General features: G+C 44.8%; 10 protein-coding genes, 21 tRNA genes and 2 rRNA genes. 29 read left to right on the forward strand and 4 right to left on the reverse strand.

From position 1 onward, the window contains the following. The 23 genes from ACQCV8_RS04465 to ACQCV8_RS04575 all read left to right on the forward strand — a co-directional run. Nucleotides 1–128 (forward strand): 23S ribosomal RNA (locus ACQCV8_RS04465); the annotation flags it as partial. 133 nt (nucleotides 129–261) lie between these two features. After that, a 5S ribosomal RNA gene (gene rrf, locus ACQCV8_RS04470) occupies nucleotides 262–377 on the forward strand. Nucleotides 378–671: 294 nt separating this feature from the next. Next, nucleotides 672–747 (forward strand) — tRNA-Val (locus tag ACQCV8_RS04475). A gap of 26 nt (nucleotides 748–773) precedes the next feature. Then, nucleotides 774–849 (forward strand) — tRNA-Thr (locus ACQCV8_RS04480). A 175-nt stretch (nucleotides 850–1,024) separates the two neighbouring features. Continuing rightward, nucleotides 1,025–1,100, forward strand: a tRNA-Lys gene (locus ACQCV8_RS04485). Between the two features lie 19 nt (nucleotides 1,101–1,119). Then, nucleotides 1,120–1,204 (forward strand) — tRNA-Leu (locus tag ACQCV8_RS04490). 7 nt (nucleotides 1,205–1,211) lie between these two features. Then, a tRNA-Gly gene (locus tag ACQCV8_RS04495) sits at nucleotides 1,212–1,286 on the forward strand. 10 nt (nucleotides 1,287–1,296) lie between these two features. Beyond that, nucleotides 1,297–1,382, forward strand: a tRNA-Leu gene (locus ACQCV8_RS04500). Between the two features lie 10 nt (nucleotides 1,383–1,392). Next, nucleotides 1,393–1,469 (forward strand) — tRNA-Arg (locus tag ACQCV8_RS04505). Between the two features lie 8 nt (nucleotides 1,470–1,477). After that, nucleotides 1,478–1,554, forward strand: a tRNA-Pro gene (locus tag ACQCV8_RS04510). A gap of 12 nt (nucleotides 1,555–1,566) precedes the next feature. After that, nucleotides 1,567–1,642, forward strand: a tRNA-Ala gene (locus ACQCV8_RS04515). Nucleotides 1,643–1,659: 17 nt separating this feature from the next. Continuing rightward, nucleotides 1,660–1,736, forward strand: a tRNA-Met gene (locus ACQCV8_RS04520). Between the two features lie 5 nt (nucleotides 1,737–1,741). Next, nucleotides 1,742–1,818 (forward strand) — tRNA-Ile (locus ACQCV8_RS04525). A 12-nt stretch (nucleotides 1,819–1,830) separates the two neighbouring features. After that, nucleotides 1,831–1,923: transfer RNA gene (locus ACQCV8_RS04530), tRNA-Ser, on the forward strand. Between the two features lie 183 nt (nucleotides 1,924–2,106). Beyond that, nucleotides 2,107–2,183: transfer RNA gene (locus ACQCV8_RS04535), tRNA-Met, on the forward strand. A 4-nt stretch (nucleotides 2,184–2,187) separates the two neighbouring features. Continuing rightward, nucleotides 2,188–2,264: transfer RNA gene (locus ACQCV8_RS04540), tRNA-Asp, on the forward strand. Nucleotides 2,265–2,434: 170 nt separating this feature from the next. Further along, a tRNA-Phe gene (locus ACQCV8_RS04545) sits at nucleotides 2,435–2,510 on the forward strand. Between the two features lie 10 nt (nucleotides 2,511–2,520). Further along, nucleotides 2,521–2,596 (forward strand) — tRNA-His (locus ACQCV8_RS04550). A gap of 6 nt (nucleotides 2,597–2,602) precedes the next feature. Beyond that, nucleotides 2,603–2,676 (forward strand) — tRNA-Gly (locus ACQCV8_RS04555). Nucleotides 2,677–2,696: 20 nt separating this feature from the next. After that, nucleotides 2,697–2,770 (forward strand) — tRNA-Ile (locus ACQCV8_RS04560). Nucleotides 2,771–2,780: 10 nt separating this feature from the next. After that, nucleotides 2,781–2,855, forward strand: a tRNA-Asn gene (locus ACQCV8_RS04565). A 61-nt stretch (nucleotides 2,856–2,916) separates the two neighbouring features. Further along, nucleotides 2,917–3,007: transfer RNA gene (locus ACQCV8_RS04570), tRNA-Ser, on the forward strand. Between the two features lie 14 nt (nucleotides 3,008–3,021). Then, a tRNA-Glu gene (locus ACQCV8_RS04575) sits at nucleotides 3,022–3,093 on the forward strand. Between the two features lie 31 nt (nucleotides 3,094–3,124). Here the strand turns inward: ACQCV8_RS04575 and ACQCV8_RS04580 are convergent. Further along, nucleotides 3,125–3,643, reverse strand: coding sequence for a GNAT family N-acetyltransferase (locus ACQCV8_RS04580; RefSeq protein ID WP_426843379.1), 519 nt, complete (start codon nucleotides 3,641–3,643; stop codon nucleotides 3,125–3,127). Between the two features lie 433 nt (nucleotides 3,644–4,076). Here ACQCV8_RS04580 and glgB point away from each other — a divergent pair, with 433 nt between their 5' ends. From glgB to ACQCV8_RS04610, 6 genes are all read left to right on the forward strand, one after another. Further along, complete coding sequence (glgB, locus tag ACQCV8_RS04585; RefSeq protein WP_426843380.1) at nucleotides 4,077–6,008, forward strand: 1,4-alpha-glucan branching enzyme; 1,932 nt, start codon at nucleotides 4,077–4,079, stop codon at nucleotides 6,006–6,008. Next, entirely contained in the window at nucleotides 5,953–7,122 is a 1,170-nt protein-coding gene (locus tag ACQCV8_RS04590; protein ID WP_426843381.1) for a glucose-1-phosphate adenylyltransferase, read from the forward strand. The genes glgB and ACQCV8_RS04590 overlap by 56 nt, the downstream gene beginning before the upstream one ends. Nucleotides 7,123–7,157: 35 nt before the next feature. Further along, nucleotides 7,158–8,186, forward strand: coding sequence for a sugar phosphate nucleotidyltransferase (locus tag ACQCV8_RS04595; protein WP_426843382.1), 1,029 nt, complete (start codon nucleotides 7,158–7,160; stop codon nucleotides 8,184–8,186). Continuing rightward, nucleotides 8,183–9,637 carry a glycogen synthase GlgA gene (glgA, locus tag ACQCV8_RS04600; protein ID WP_426843383.1) on the forward strand — a complete coding sequence of 485 codons (1,455 nt, stop codon included), beginning with the start codon at nucleotides 8,183–8,185 and terminating at the stop codon, nucleotides 9,635–9,637. The genes ACQCV8_RS04595 and glgA overlap by 4 nt, the downstream gene beginning before the upstream one ends. Then, on the forward strand, nucleotides 9,624–12,020 hold the full coding sequence (locus tag ACQCV8_RS04605) for a glycogen/starch/alpha-glucan phosphorylase (RefSeq protein WP_426843384.1): 2,397 nt from the start codon (nucleotides 9,624–9,626) through the stop codon (nucleotides 12,018–12,020). Before glgA ends, ACQCV8_RS04605 begins: the two co-directional genes overlap by 14 nt. A gap of 277 nt (nucleotides 12,021–12,297) precedes the next feature. Further along, on the forward strand, nucleotides 12,298–13,128 hold the full coding sequence (locus ACQCV8_RS04610) for a LysM peptidoglycan-binding domain-containing protein (protein ID WP_426843385.1): 831 nt from the start codon (nucleotides 12,298–12,300) through the stop codon (nucleotides 13,126–13,128). A gap of 245 nt (nucleotides 13,129–13,373) precedes the next feature. On the opposite strand, the gene ACQCV8_RS04615 is transcribed toward ACQCV8_RS04610, so the two are convergent. From ACQCV8_RS04615 to ACQCV8_RS04625, 3 genes are all read right to left on the reverse strand, one after another. After that, the gene (locus ACQCV8_RS04615) at nucleotides 13,374–13,835 is read right to left on the reverse strand and encodes a TspO/MBR family protein (protein ID WP_426843386.1); all 462 of its coding nucleotides are present in this window, start codon (nucleotides 13,833–13,835) and stop codon (nucleotides 13,374–13,376) included. A gap of 258 nt (nucleotides 13,836–14,093) precedes the next feature. Further along, the gene (locus tag ACQCV8_RS04620; RefSeq protein ID WP_426843387.1) at nucleotides 14,094–14,834 is read right to left on the reverse strand and encodes a yteA family sporulation protein; all 741 of its coding nucleotides are present in this window, start codon (nucleotides 14,832–14,834) and stop codon (nucleotides 14,094–14,096) included. A gap of 83 nt (nucleotides 14,835–14,917) precedes the next feature. Next, the gene (locus ACQCV8_RS04625) at nucleotides 14,918–15,856 is read right to left on the reverse strand and encodes a 1,4-dihydroxy-2-naphthoate polyprenyltransferase (RefSeq protein WP_426843388.1); all 939 of its coding nucleotides are present in this window, start codon (nucleotides 15,854–15,856) and stop codon (nucleotides 14,918–14,920) included. Nucleotides 15,857–15,909: the final 53 nt, after the last annotated feature.

The raw sequence follows: 15,909 nt of genomic DNA on the forward strand, positions 1-15,909 counted from the left end.
CCCCTCAAGATGAGATTTCCCATTCTTTGAAGTAAGACCCCTGGAAGATGACCAGGTTGATAGGTCCGAGGTGGAAGCGTGGCGACATGTGCAGCTGACGGATACTAATCGGTCGAGGACTTAACCAAATTACGTAAGGCGTTTGACTCGTGAACCAATCGTTATCTAGTTTTGAAAGAGCAAAAAGATTAAAAAAAGTCTTGATTTTTTCTGAAATCAACCTATAATAAATCTTGTCTCTTTTTTAAAAGAATGAATATGTCTGGTGACTATGGCGAAGAGGTCACACCCGTTCCCATACCGAACACGGAAGTTAAGCTCTTCAGCGCCAATGGTAGTTGGGGGTTTCCCCCTGTGAGAGTAGGACGCCGCCAGGCGTATCTTTTTCTTTTAAGAGGTTTGTGAACAGCAGGCAATGCCAGCAGCCGAAGGAGTAAGCCCCGGATCGCACATCCGTGTGTGAGGATGCGAACGACTGAAAGCGACAACGCAATGCGCCGCTCATCACAAGCCGAAAGCATCACCCAACAAAGTGAACGTAAGAGGGTTGGGAGGAGCAAGCAGTGCTAGGAGCCGAAGGAGAGAGCCCCGGAGCGCACATGAGTGCGTGAGGATGCGAACGAGTGAAGACGACAACGCAATGCGCCGCTCATCGCAAGCCGAAACTATATGGAGGATTAGCTCAGCTGGGAGAGCATCTGCCTTACAAGCAGAGGGTCGGCGGTTCGATCCCGTCATCCTCCACCATCCTATACTTCGGTAATTCGTACTTGGCCGGTGTAGCTCAATTGGTAGAGCAACTGACTTGTAATCAGTAGGTTGGGGGTTCAAGTCCTCTTGCCGGCACCATTCACAGGGTATTGTATAACCTGAGAGAGTGTAAATGAATGACCCATTAGCTCAGTCGGCAGAGCACGATCGAGTGATCTTCGAAGCGAAGCATCAGCGCCCAAATGGAGCTGCTGCTTGAATAAGCTTTCTGAGATTGGGGCGTCTTACATGCTCTGGGTGTAGGTAATATAAGGAGCCATTAGCTCAGTCGGTAGAGCATCTGACTTTTAATCAGAGGGTCGAAGGTTCGAGTCCTTCATGGCTCACCATTCGATTTTTATACAGTAAGCGGATGTGGCGGAATTGGCAGACGCACCAGACTTAGGATCTGGCGCCTTCGGGCGTGGGGGTTCGACTCCCTTCATCCGCACCATGTTTACGCGGAAGTAGTTCAGTGGTAGAACACCACCTTGCCAAGGTGGGGGTCGCGGGTTCGAATCCCGTCTTCCGCTCCATTTTTACAGCGCCGGGGTGGCGGAATTGGCAGACGCACAGGACTTAAAATCCTGCGGTAGGTGACTACCGTACCGGTTCGATCCCGGTCCTCGGCACTTTTATTAAGCGCCCGTAGCTCAATTGGATAGAGCGTTTGACTACGGATCAAAAGGTTAGGGGTTCGACTCCTCTCGGGCGCGCCATTATATTTCGGGAAGTAGCTCAGCTTGGTAGAGCACTTGGTTTGGGACCAAGGGGTCGCAGGTTCGAATCCTGTCTTCCCGACCATTTTACATAATTGGGGCCTTAGCTCAGCTGGGAGAGCGCCTGCCTTGCACGCAGGAGGTCAGCGGTTCGATCCCGCTAGGCTCCACCAATTATAATAACCTATATGGCGGCGTAGCTCAGCTGGCTAGAGCGTACGGTTCATACCCGTGAGGTCGTGGGTTCGATCCCCTCCGCCGCTACCATACAGGGACCTTTAGCTCAGCTGGTTAGAGCAGACGGCTCATAACCGTCCGGTCGTAGGTTCGAGTCCTACAAGGTCCACCATTTCCCTTGCACGGAGGAATACCCAAGTCTGGCTGAAGGGATCGGTCTTGAAAACCGACAGGGGGGTCAAACCCCGCGGGGGTTCGAATCCCTCTTCCTCCTCCATTTTCTGCAGGCAATGAGCATAGCTAAACTTAATACTTTTTATTATCGCGGGGTGGAGCAACGAGCGCTGCTTCCACGAATAAGCTTCGAGTTGTACTCGCCGAGACACTGCTTGATTTTGCTTCCTGAGGCGAGGACAGTCTACAAACAATGAGCATAGCTAAACTTAATACTTTTTATTATCGCGGGGTGGAGCAGTCTGGTAGCTCGTCGGGCTCATAACCCGAAGGTCGCAGGTTCAAATCCTGTCCCCGCAACCAAAATGGTCCGGTAGTTCAGTTGGTTAGAATGCCTGCCTGTCACGCAGGAGGTCGCGGGTTCGAGTCCCGTCCGGACCGCCATTTACGTTTTCTTGATACATAAGATAATCTATATTAAATGCTAGAGGGTTTTAATAAGCAAGAAATTCAGGGAAGCGACCTAGTGAACACCGCTCCGTATCTAGATACGAGTGGATGGGAACGGGGGAGCTGACGATGAGATTTAAGCTTAGTGAAAGCCGAAGCTAGATGGCTCGGTAGCTCAGTCGGTAGAGCAATGGACTGAAAATCCATGTGTCGGCGGTTCGATTCCGTCCCGAGCCACCATTTTTTTATGGCGATTGTGGCGAAGTGGTTAACGCATCGGATTGTGGTTCCGACATTCGTGGGTTCGATTCCCATCAGTCGCCCCATAGAATGCGGGTGTAGTTTACTGGTAAAACCTCAGCCTTCCAAGCTGATGTAGTGGGTTCGATTCCCATCACCCGCTCCAATTCCAATTCCATTGAATATGGGCCTGTAGCTCAGCTGGTTAGAGCGCACGCCTGATAAGCGTGAGGTCGATGGTTCGAGTCCATTCAGGCCCATTTATTTTGTTCCGCAGTAGCTCAGTGGTAGAGCTATCGGCTGTTAACCGATCGGTCGCAGGTTCGAGTCCTGCCTGCGGAGCCATCATACTTATAGGCATCAGTCAGGTTTGTGGATTTTTTTCACAGATCCTCTCTATATTTGCGGGGAAGTACTCAAGTGGCTGAAGAGGCGCCCCTGCTAAGGGTGTAGGTCGTGTAAGCGGCGCGAGGGTTCAAATCCCTCCTTCTCCGCCATCTATTATTAATACGGCCCGTTGGTCAAGCGGTTAAGACACCGCCCTTTCACGGCGGTAACACGGGTTCGAATCCCGTACGGGTCATAAATAAAAAACGCTGCAATCGCAGCGTTTTTTATTTATTTTGGATCCAGAAGCGCTTTATTGCATTACCGTCCTCTTCTATGAACTCTGCTTCGAAGACTCCACCGTTCTTTAGAATTGTTTTTTCCGAAGCGATGTTGTCCTTATCGCACGTAACCAACACTTCGGATAACCCCAGCTTTTTGATCCTCTCCAAAGTCATCGACAGAATGGCAGTTGCATATCCTTTTTTTCTTTCTGATGGCCTGATTCCATAGCCAATATGGCCCCCGCGTATCCTTAAATACTCATTTAGCCTGTGCCTTACATTTGCAGCTCCAACCAGTTTCCCTGATTCGGTCAGCAGCCAATAGGTGGAGTGAGGAACAAAATTTTCCGGGGCGTTTTCTTCCAGTTTCTGTGCCTTTAATTCTTGTATATAATCAAAAAAATCAGAAGGGTCTTCAGAAACGACCCATGGGACAACTTTTTCACCGGAGTGAATCCAATCCCTGTAGAAATCCATATATTCTTCTCTATACCTCTCGTCAGGCTCCACTAACTTTAGCATCAGATCACCCCTTAGCCCGGTAACTAGTTTTTAGAACTATAATACAAATTTCATAAAGTTGCAACGAATTTTTGACTATCCTTCTCTGTTTGCTCTGCGATATCAGCTGATTTCTCATCGGAGACTGGAAAAAAATACGATATTCTTCGACATTATTTGCACTTTCATATGTTTGTAAAATAATACTTATAACTGTGCGTTATAAAAGAGACTTTATTATTCGCGAACTTTCTTTCTATTTTTTCTATTCTTTTCCAGCAATTGTTTTGAAAAATAATGTTTATAATGAGAGTACATGGAGTTTGTAGGATTATGTCAAAATATAAAAGCGTTTGCACAAAAGGGATTTTTCACTTATTAGTGAATTAAGAAAGAGAAATAGGGGTATATAGATTGAGATACACTCTAATTAGCAAAGGAGGGTTCATTCTGGATGATTGCCAGTCCTACAGATTTTGAAGTTCATTTGTTTCATGAAGGAAATCTGTTTAAGAGCTATGAACAATTCGGGGCCCATTTAAAAGCAATTAACGGGGTAAATGGAGTCCAATTTACTGTTTGGGCGCCGCATGCGAAGGATGTCAGGATAGCCGGAGACTTTAATAAGTGGAAGGGAAGCGGATATTCACTTGAAAAGGTGAGCAGAGAAGGAATATGGTCTGGTTTTTTCCCTGATTTAAAGCAAGGTGATGTGTATAAATATGAGCTGATCACCAGAAATGGATCAAGACTGCTCAAGGCAGACCCTTTTGCTTTTTATTCTGAAGTAAAACCGAACACTGCTTCGGTAATCGCCAATATTGACGGCTATACCTGGAATGATCAGAAGTGGCAAAAGAAAAAGAAGGCAAAGACTGTTTATCAAAAGCCGTTTTTTATATATGAACTAAATCTTGCATCATGGAAAAAGAAGGACGATGGAAGTTTTTATACGTATAAGGAAATTGCGGATGAATTGATACCGTACGTTATTGAACACGGTTTCACGCATATAGAATTAATGCCGGTGATTGAACATCCTTTTGACAGGTCCTGGGGGTACCAGGGAACAGGGTACTTTGCAGCTACCAGCAGGTATGGCAAACCTGAAGAGTTTATGGAACTGATTGACCTATGTCATCAAAACGATTTGGGCGTCATTATGGACTGGGTACCCGGCCATTTTTGCAAGGATGCACACGGCCTTTATATGTTTGATGGAGAGCCGGTTTACGAATACAGCAATTACAGTGACAGAGAAAATGTAGTTTGGGGTACAGCCAATTTTGATCTGGGCAAGCCGGAAGTACATAGCTTTCTAATCTCCAACGCCTTGTTCTGGCTGGAGAAATATCATATTGACGGCTTCCGGGTTGATGCCGTAGCTAATATGCTGTACTGGCCAAATTCCGATTCAGATGCTGAGAATCCATACGCGGTAAGCTTTATAAAAAAGCTGAATGAAAAGGTTCATGAATTCGACCCTCACGCACTGATGATAGCGGAGGATTCTACGGATTGGCCTTTGGTAACCGCACCTGTTTCCGAGGGAGGACTTGGATTTCAATACAAGTGGAATATGGGCTGGATGAATGACGTCCTGGAGTATATGGAGACAGATCAGCATGCCCGCAGCGATATTCATCACAAAATGACGTTTTCCCTTATGTATGCCTTCAATGAAAATTTCATTCTTCCTTTCTCCCATGATGAAGTGGTACACGGCAAAAAATCGCTGTTAAATAAGATGCCGGGGGACTATTGGCAAAAGTTTGCTCAGCTAAGGCTGTTAATGGGATATATGCTCGCCCATCCAGGCAAGAAGCTTCTTTTCATGGGATCCGAATTCGGTCAGTTTGATGAATGGAAGGATTTGGAGGAGCTTGATTGGTTTTTAGAAGATTATGAGCTTCATAGAAAAACAAGGGTCTATTTTAAAGAGATGATGAGTATTTACAAAAAGCAGCGGCCGCTTTACGAATTGGATCACTCTCCAGAAGGGTTTGAATGGATTGATGCTGATAATGCGGGTCAAAGCATCTACTCATTTATACGAAGAGGATTAAAGGATGGAGAACTGCTGATTGCCGTTTGCAACTTCAGAAGCGATGTGTACCACGATTACAAAATCGGGGTGCCTGCTGATACAAGATATGTAGAAATCTTAAACAGCGATGATCCTTCGTTCGGTGGATCCGGACAAATAAACGGAAAAGAAATGAAAGCCGAAGCTGAGGAACTTCATGGCCAGCCGTACAGCATTAAAATGACGGTGCCGCCATTTGGTTTTAGCTTGTTGAGAGCCATTAAAAAGAGAAAGGAGAACAACAATGAAAAAGAAATGCGTAGCAATGCTTCTGGCAGGGGGAAAGGGCAGCCGTCTTAGTTCTTTAACAAAGAATCTGGCAAAGCCGGCTGTACCATTTGGAGGGAAATACAGAATTATCGATTTTCCGCTCAGCAACTGCACGAACTCCGGCATTGACACAGTAGGGGTACTTACCCAGTATCAGCCGCTCGTTCTTCACTCTTATATTGGAATCGGAAGTGCATGGGATTTAGACCGAAAAAATGGAGGGGTTACAGTACTGCCGCCATACGCTGAATCCTCCGAAGTAAAATGGTATAAGGGCACTGCAAGTGCTATATATCAGAATCTGAACTATCTGGAGCAGTATGATCCTGAATATGTATTAATTCTTTCAGGAGATCACATTTATAAGATGGATTATTCAGAAATGCTGGATTACCACATTGAAAGAAACGCGGATGTCTCCATTTCAGTAATTGAGGTTCCCTGGGAAGAAGCAAACCGCTTTGGAATAATGAATACAAATGAACAGCTGGATGTCGTTGATTTTGATGAAAAGCCTCAAAATCCTAAAAATAATCTTGCTTCAATGGGCGTCTATATTTTTAAATGGTCTATCCTTCAAGAATATTTAGAGATGGATGAAAGAAATCCATATTCCAGCAATGACTTTGGGAAAGACGTCATTCCCCTCCTTATTGAAGAGAAAAAGAAGCTTGTTGCCTATCCGTTTAAAGGCTACTGGAAGGACGTAGGTACAGTGAAAAGCCTTTGGGATGCAAACATGGATCTTTTAAAAGAGGATTCCGAGCTTAACCTGTTCAGCCAGGACTGGAGAATTTATTCAGTTAATCCGAACCAGCCGCCACAATACATTTCAGAAGAAGCTGAAGTAACAGATTCTCTTGTCAATGAAGGATGCGTAGTATATGGAACCATTCAGCATTCCGTCCTTTTCCAGGGTGTAACGGTTGGAAAGGATTCATTTTTAAAGAATTGTGTTATTATGCCAGATGCGGTTATTGGGGACAACGTATACATTGAGAATGCCATTGTACCTGAGGGCATGACGATTGAAGATGGTACGATGATCCGCTCCAATACAGAACTCGATGAAGTCCTCCTTGTTACTCCGGACTATATCAGACAGCAGCAAGTGGCCCTCCGCGATGCGGAAGTCACTGAATAAACGGCACATACTACAAAAGGAAGAGGTGGGTAAGCATGAACAATACCCTGCTTGGAATAATAGATGCTACGGCGCATAGTCAGAATATTGATGATTTAATACAAAACCGGTCTATGGCCGCTATTCCGTTTGGAGGACGCTACAGATTAATCGATTTTGTCCTATCCAATATGGTGAATTCAGGAGTGGACAGTGTGGCTATCTTCCCTAAATACCAGTACCGGTCACTTATGGATCATCTTGGATCAGGAAAGGAATGGGACTTAAACCGCAAGCGTGATGGCTTGTTCTTTTTTCCATCTCCACATCTTCATGATGAGTATGACGAGTTCGGTTCATTCAGGCAATTTAAAGATCACTTTGACTATTTTAAAAGAAGCAGGCAGGAATACGCGGTAATTGCAAACAGCCATACGGTCTGCAACATCGATTTCTGCAAGGTGCTCAAGCATCATATGGAAATGGGCTGTGATGTAACGGAAATCACAAAGGATGGGAAATCCCTCCAAATGTATGTGCTCAAAACTTCTCTGTTAAAGGATTTGATTTCTACCTACGATGAGCGGGGGCTTAAAACGTTAAATCAGGTAGTCACTGAAGGAAGATCTCAGCTTAACATCTGCGATTACTCTTTTACGGGTTATGCTTCTGTTATCGATTCAATCGAATCGTATTTCCGATACAGCCTGGATTTATTAAAGCCGGATGTTTGGAAAGAGCTGTTTCCAAAGGCAGCGCCTGTCTATACAAAAGTCAAAGATGAGCCGCCAACAAAATATTTGAAGTCTTCCTATGTCCGCAACTCAATGATTGCGAATGGCAGCCGGATTGAAGGGCATGTTGAAAACTCAATTATATTCAGGGCGGTCCACATAGGCAAAGATACCGTCATCAAAAACGGGATTATTATGCAGAAATCTTCCATAGCAGAAAATTGTGTGCTGGAAAATGTAATTTTGGATAAAGACGTCAAAATCGGCAGTCATGAAGTTCTTAAAGGAACAAAGGAGCATCCAATTGTGCTTCGAAAAGGTTCGGTTCAAGGAGTGCTGATCAAGTCGTGAAAATTTTATTTGCCGTAGCAGAATGTGTGCCCTTCGTCAAATCGGGAGGTCTTGCTGATGTAGCCGGAGCATTGCCGAAGGAACTCAAACGGATGGGGTCTGATGTAAGAGTCATGATGCCGAAATACGGCCAGATTCCGGAAAAATACAAAGCGGAAATGACTAAGATCAAGGAAGTTCAAGTGGCTGTCGGGTGGCGTTCGCAGTTTTGCGGAATTGAAGAATACGAGTTGGATGGTGTAACGTACTATTTCCTGGACAATGAATACTATTTTAACCGGGATTCTCTTTACGGGCATTACGACGATGGGGAAAGGTTTTCATTTTTTTCAAGAGGCGTTCTGGAGGCAGTGAAGGCCATTGATTTTCAGCCGGACCTTATTCACAGCCATGATTGGCACACCGGAATGGTCTCTTACTTCTTAAACGAAGTGTATGCAGCCGATCCGTTCTATTCTGAAATCAGAACCGTTTTTACGATTCACAACCTTGAGTTTCAGGGTATTTTTCCTCAGGAGATCATCTATGATCTCCTGAATCTCGGGCATGAAGATTTTACTGCGGACAAACTGGAATTCTATCAATGTGTAAATTTTATGAAGGCAGCCATTATCTCTTCTTCCGCCATTACAACCGTGAGTCCGACTTATATGGATGAAATTCAGACTCCATATTACGGTGAACGGATGGACGGTCTGCTGCGGTCTAAAGGGGATTCCCTGCACGGCATTCTTAATGGAATCGATGACACAGTATACAATCCTGCCAATGATTCCTTAATTGAAGCCTCATACGATGTCGCCGAAATAGAAAAGAAGCAGGAAAATAAAGCAGCACTTCAACAATTGTTTGGGCTTCCCGAGCGTCCGGATGTTCCGCTGATTACGATGGTTACAAGGCTGACAAGACAAAAGGGGCTTGATCTCGTCCGGCATGTTATGGAGGAGATGGTAAATGAAGATACGCAGTGGATCATCCTTGGCACGGGAGAAGAGGAATTTGAAAACTATTTCAGGCATATGGAATATAAGTATCCTGAAAGGGTGAAAGCTCACATAGGCTTTGATGAGCCCTTAGCACACAAGGTTTACGCAGGGGCTGACATTTTTCTCATGCCTTCTCGGTTCGAGCCATGCGGGCTGGGTCAGCTGATTGCCCTAAGGTACGGGGCTATTCCAGTAGTCAGGGAGACGGGCGGATTAAACGATACGGTCCTTTCCTATAACGAAGCTACCGGAGAAGGCAATGGATTTTCATTCCGGAATTTTAATGCACATGATATGATGCATACCATCAGGCGAGCAGTCACGGTCTACAGAGAGGACAAAGAATTATGGAATGATCTTGTCATAAATGCCATGAGCCAGGATTACAGCTGGGCTAAATCAGCCAGCCAGTATTATGAGCTCTATTCTGATCTGATGGGAAGTGGGAGTATTGTTCTCAAGTAAAGAGTCTTTTCAGAAGAATTTTCTTAAAAGGCTGGAAATGACCTATGGCAAAACGTTCAGAGAGTCATCCAGCAGGGATCAATACAACACTTTAGGCCTTATGGTCAGAGAATACATCAGTGCAAACTGGATCCAGACAAACGAGAAAAACCGTTCAGCTAACAACAAGCAGGTTTATTACTTATCCATCGAATTTTTGCTGGGTAAACTGATGGGACAAAACCTTTTAAACCTCGGAATTCGTGAAGTGGTTGAAAAAGGCCTGGAGGAGCTTGGCATAAATTTGTCCGCAATTGAAGAATCAGAAGCGGATGCCGGGCTTGGAAACGGCGGGCTTGGACGTCTTGCCGCCTGCTTCCTGGACTCTCTGGCCTCTTTGGATCTGCCGGGTCATGGCTGCGGCATTCGATATAAGCACGGTTTGTTTGACCAGAAAATAGCAGACGGCTATCAAGTAGAGTATCCTGAACAATGGCTGCGCCATGGAAACATATGGGAAGTGCGAAAACCGGATCAGGCGGTGGACATTTTGTTCTGGGGAACCATTGAGAGCCGGGAAACAGATGGCAAGCTGGAGTTTACTCATACTTCGGCAGAAACAATCGTTGCCGTGCCTTATGATATGCCTGTTATTGGATATGAAACGAATACCGTTAATACGCTGAGACTCTGGAGTGCAGAGCCTGCACATCATCCTCCTCTGCACCGGGACCTGCTTACATACAAACGTGAAACAGAAGCGGTTTCTGAGTTTCTGTATCCCGATGATACGCATGATGAAGGGAAAATTTTAAGGCTGAAGCAGCAGTATTTCCTTGTTTCCGCCAGTATTCAAAGCATCATCCGTTCCTATCGGAAAAAGAATGGAAGCCTTCATGATTTTCATGAAAGAGTTGCTTTGCATATTAATGACACTCATCCAGTATTAGCCATTCCTGAACTAATGAGGATCCTTTTGGATGAAGAGCATCTGGAATGGAAGGAAGCCTGGCATATAACGACCCATACGATCTCCTACACGAACCATACAACTTTATCCGAAGCGCTGGAAAAATGGCCGATTTACTTGTTTAAGCCTCTTCTGCCAAGGATTTATCAAATTGTTGAAGAAATAAATGAGCGCTATTGCAAAGCATTGTGGGAGAGGTACCCGGGCGATTGGAACAGGATTGAGCATATGGCCATTCTTGCTCACGGTCTTGTGAAAATGGCGCATCTTGCGATAGCTGGAAGCCATAGTGTAAACGGTGTGGCTAAAATCCATTCCGATATTTTAAAGATGCGTGAAATGAAGCGGTTCTATGAGTTTGAACCAGAAAAATTCAATAATAAAACAAATGGAATTGCCCATAGAAGATGGCTTTTAAAAGCAAACCCTGAGCTGTCTGATGCAATTACAGAAGCAATCGGCAGCCGGTGGATCAAAGAGCCTGAATCCCTGATCCAGCTGAAACGGTTCATATATGACGAGGGAATGAAGGAAAAGAATGCCCAAATCAAACAGGCCCGTAAAGAGATTCTGGCCCATAAAATCTTTGAGCAATCCTCTTTAAAAATAGATCCATCTTCTATTTTTGATGTACAGGTGAAGCGGCTGCATGCCTACAAGAGGCAGCTGCTGAATGTACTTCATATTATGTATCTTTACAACAGAATTAGAGAAGATTCCAATTTCACTGTTTATCCGCGTACATTCATCTTTGGGGCAAAAGCCTCGCCTGGCTATTACTATGCTAAAAAGGTCATTAAACTCATTAATGCCTTAGCAGAAAAGGTGAATTCAGATCCGAAAGTTTCACAGATGGTAAAGGTTGTCTTTATGGAAAATTACCGTGTGTCACTGGCCGAATCCATTTTTCCTGCAGCGGATGTGAGCGAGCAGATCTCCACAGCTTCTAAGGAGGCTTCAGGAACCGGAAATATGAAGTTCATGATGAACGGGGCTCTGACAATTGGAACCCTGGACGGGGCAAATGTGGAAATACTGGAATCCGTCGGGCCGTCCAATATCTTCACGTTTGGCCTGACAGCCGAGCAGGTTCTCGATTATTATGAAAACGGCGGCTATCGTTCAACTGAGTATTACCATCATGATGCAAGAATTCGCCAGGCAGTAGACCAGCTTGTTAATGGCTTTTTTCACGAAACAGAGGGAGAGTTTGAAGCCATCTTCGATTCGCTGCTTGCTCATAATGATCAGTATTTTGTACTAAAAGATTTTTCCTCCTATGCAGAAGCACAGGAAAGGGTAGAGCGGACCTTTATCAATAAAGGGGAATGGCAGGAAAAGTCCCTTCTGAATATTGCTTATTCAGGTTCGTTTTCAAGTGACCGGACCATTAAGGAATATGCTGAAGGAATATGGAGAATCAAACCAATTTAAGTATAAGGGGTGCTTCCTGCTGGGAAGCACTTTTTTATGTAAGAGGTTTAAAGGGGATGTTTTAATCATCGCAAAGCAGCTATCCAAAATCTAGTGAGAAGGCATGAAATTAGTTGAGGATTACTGCCGGACGGAACTCCCCGATAACTGGGAAAAATCACTTGTTTGTAGTTCGATTTTATTGAATTTTTTTAACTGCGATGTAAACGGTTTGTCAGCATCGAATCCTCTCATGTGATAGGTGTCATCCAATTACAACGAGGAAGAATGCGGTTACATGAAAAAAAGATATATTCCAATGGCTTTGGCTGCAGCCCTTTCTGCAGGTGCGGTTACGCTGCCGGCATCCGCAGAAAGCACAATAACAGTAAAAGAAGGGGATACCCTTTCAGAACTTGCAGCCGAGCATCAGCGCTCGATCGATGAATTAATGCAGCGCAATAACCTTTCTGATGATACGATTTATACTGGACAATCAATAGATTTAGGGGAAGACATGTCTGTAAAAGGAACTTTGGTACATAAGGTTCAAAGCGGAGAAACACTAAGCGGGATTTCTCTACAGTACCATACAACGGCTGCCTCGCTCAAAACCTTGAATAATCTCCAATCTGACGTCATTTATGCCGGTCAGGAGCTTCAAGTTAAGACAGAGGAGAAACGTTCGGCCCTTGATACAGGTATATTTCCTCTGGAAGAAGGAACCTATCATCCATTTGTAGACACTTGGGGAAAATCCAGAGAATATGGCGGAGCAAGAGTTCATGAAGGCACGGACATATTTGCCGAGGAGGGAACTCCTGTATATGCAGCTACAGATGGAAGCATTGCCCGTAAAGGCTGGAACGAGCTTGGAGGATGGAGGCTGACCGTTAAGACGCCAGATGGGTTTAACGCTTATTACGCCCATCTTTCAAAGTATGCAGACGGGATTGACGCAGGTTCCGAAATAAAAAGGGGCCAGCTGATCGGATATGTAGGGGATACTGGATATGGACCGGAAGGAACGAGCGGAAAATTTGTTTCCCATTTGCATTTCGGGTTGTATGACGCTGAATTTGAAGCCATTAATCCTTATCCTTATTTAGTAGAATGGGAATTAAGCTAACGGATCTCTTGCTAATGACAAGGGGGCTGTCTGAAAAATCCGGATAGGAAAAAATGCAGAAATGGAAACCCCCCGGGAGCACCGGGGGGTTTCTATGCCAGTGTTGTTTTGTTCTAACAGAATGGGGCAGGCTGATTGAGACGGAACACGCCGCGCAGGCGCAGCACCCTTCCTATAGCCCGTGAGCGCCTGGAAAAAGGCTTTACTGCGAACAAAAAGCTTTTCAAACTCAGCCAGGCATGAGATTAAACGTTCATCGAATAAAACAAATAGGATAAATAGAGAGCAAAGAACGTCCATAAAACATATGGAATAAGCAGAATACCCGCTATTTTTCGGATCCTGTATACAAGAACGGCAAGCACCAAAGCTGAAATTGCCACCACGGCACAGTCTACCGCGGCAGCTAAAAGATTCTTTTGAGCAAATTGAAAGAAGCTGAACAGCTGATTGGAAAGGTAATTCACAATCAGGGTGGCCCAAAAAAAGCCTGAAAGCTTTCCTAACCCAGCTTTACGGTCAATCAATGTGATGGATGCTGCAATAAGTGCAAACAGGAAGGCCCAAATTAAGCCGATTGTACCTCCAGCAGGAGTCCATTCCGGCTTATTTAATGAATCATACCAGCTTTGATCTACTTGAAACAGGAATCCGCTGATCGAAAATAGTGCATATGTAAAAACAAAAATGAAAATGGAACGAACCATAGATATCCCTCCTTTATAACTTACTCATTCCTTTTCACCATTGCAGTACCATTCAAACGTTAGGATAGGCTCAAATAGCTTATGCATGAAGGGTGTACGAAGCCCAATGGTAAATTTCTTTTATACTTTAGCTGCCGGGAAGCTTTGCCAGAGCCGCACAAGATCTCTGCTCCGCTCCCGGACAGGCAGAAAAAAGGGGCTGGAGCATTCCTCCGACCCCGAATATTGTTCCTCATTTAGAAGGCTTTCTGTTTTCCTTTATTTCTCTGAATATGGCTCTTTTTCGGATGCAGGCAGATCGCCGAAAGCGGTCATAATTCCCCATTCGTCTAATTCATCTTCGTACTTTTCATGCTGTTTATTTGGATAGACCGTCAGATTTTTCCCTTCAATATCTGTTCCTGCAAAGTTTTCGTAATCTTCTGCGTAACCGATGTTGTCTTCTGATTCAATATACGCGTCATTGTAGTTCTCCATCGGATATTCGAAATCTGATGGAGATTCTGATGAACCGAAGCGGGCTGTTTCCTGATAGGCATCCTCCGCATCAAAAGCTTCAGAGCCATCATAAACAAATTTCCCGAATGGAGGGGCTAATACTTCTTCTTCAATCGGGCGGTCGAAAGAGACGGACTGATTTGGGGAGTGCTCCTTGCATGTGACAGCAGACGGGATGGCTTCCAGCCGCTCCACAGGAATATCCTTTCCGCACACTTCGCACGTTCCATACGTTCCGTTTTCCATAGCTTTGAGGGCGCGGTTAAGATCCCTCCATTCTTCTTCGGCGTGCTCGTTCAATGCAACATCCTTCTCGCGTTCATAAAGCTCAGTTCCTTCATCTCCGGGATGATTATCATAACTGGACAATTCTCCCACTGTATCATGCGGGTGTCCTGCCTCAAGACCGAAATGTCCATTTTCCTTAAAGCGCTGCTCAAGCTCTTCCTTTGACTTTTGAAGCTGTTCCTGAAAAGCAGTCAGCTGCTGATCTGTAAGCATAGGGGGTATTCCTCCCTTTATTTGTTTTATGCTCTGCTTAGTATGAACAAGAAAATAAAAAAAACACGGTCCGGAAGACCGTGTTACGAAACGAGGTAGCTGATCAGCAATCCGGCTGCGAGCAGCAGGCCAAATTGAGTATTCGTTTGCGCTGTTGCCACCATTGCAGGCATCATTTCAATCGGACGGCTTTTTCCTCTGAATGCTTTTACAGCAAAAACAGATTTTGGAACGCTCAGGAAAACCAAAAGACTCCATAAAGAGGCCGTACCTGCAAGAATAAACGCAATAATGAAGATGTAAGAGCAAATAAAAATGATGGCAAGAAAATCAATTGCTTTTTTGCGGCCCATTAAAATAGCCAATGTTTTGCGGCCGTTTTCTTTATCCCCATCCAGGTCCCTGATGTTATTGGAAAGAAGAATCGCCCCTACCAACAGGGAAACGGGCAATGAGATTAAAAATGCGTTCATGCTTACGGTACCTGTCTGAATGTAAAATGAAATTAATATGATGACTACGCCCATAAAAAGACCGGCTGTCAGTTCTCCAAATGGAGTATATGCGATCGGCAGCGGTCCGCCTGTATAAAGGTAGCCGGCAATCATGCACAGGGTGCCGATGACAGCGATCCACCAGCTGGATTCCAGACAAATATATACACCAAGCAAGGTCGAGATTCCGAAGAAGATAAAGGCAAGTGTGAGGACGGTCTTAGGTTTTACTCCATTTCGGACGATGGCTCCGCCAATTCCTACAGAGTTTTCATTGTCCAAGCCTCTTTTGTAATCAAAGTACTCGTTAAACATATTCGTCGCTGCCTGTATGAGCACCGACGCAGCAAGCATAGCTGCGAACAGCCATACATTGAATGATCCTTCCTTCATGGCCATTACTGTTCCAATTGCAACCGGAATAAAGGCTGCCGTCAAGGTGTGAGGCCTCATGAGCATCCACCAAATCCGCCAATTCTTATCAGGTTCTACGGAAGGAGCCGAATGCGTTTGTGTATCAGGGTGCATTTCTTTTCTCTCCTTTAGTTCACAATAGAAGTCAATTCTCTTCCTGTTAAGTT

It is taken from the genome of Metabacillus sp. 84 (genome assembly GCF_050107715.1).
GTDB lineage: Bacteria > Bacillota > Bacilli > Bacillales > Bacillaceae > Metabacillus_B.

Bases quoted from the DNA above. Each gene is read 5' to 3' on its own strand.
- glgB (WP_426843380.1), top strand. From the start codon at position 4,077: ATGATTGCCAGTCCTACAGATTTTGAAGTTCATTTGTTTCATGAAGGA.
- ACQCV8_RS04610 (WP_426843385.1), top strand. From the start codon at position 12,298: ATGAAAAAAAGATATATTCCAATGGCTTTGGCTGCAGCCCTTTCTGCA.
- ACQCV8_RS04590 (WP_426843381.1), top strand. From the start codon at position 5,953: ATGAAAAAGAAATGCGTAGCAATGCTTCTGGCAGGGGGAAAGGGCAGC.
- ACQCV8_RS04595 (WP_426843382.1), top strand. From the start codon at position 7,158: ATGAACAATACCCTGCTTGGAATAATAGATGCTACGGCGCATAGTCAG.
- ACQCV8_RS04580 (WP_426843379.1), bottom strand. From the start codon at position 3,643: ATGCTAAAGTTAGTGGAGCCTGACGAGAGGTATAGAGAAGAATATATG.
- ACQCV8_RS04625 (WP_426843388.1), bottom strand. From the start codon at position 15,856: ATGCACCCTGATACACAAACGCATTCGGCTCCTTCCGTAGAACCTGAT.
- ACQCV8_RS04615 (WP_426843386.1), bottom strand. From the start codon at position 13,835: ATGGTTCGTTCCATTTTCATTTTTGTTTTTACATATGCACTATTTTCG.
- ACQCV8_RS04620 (WP_426843387.1), bottom strand. From the start codon at position 14,834: ATGCTTACAGATCAGCAGCTGACTGCTTTTCAGGAACAGCTTCAAAAG.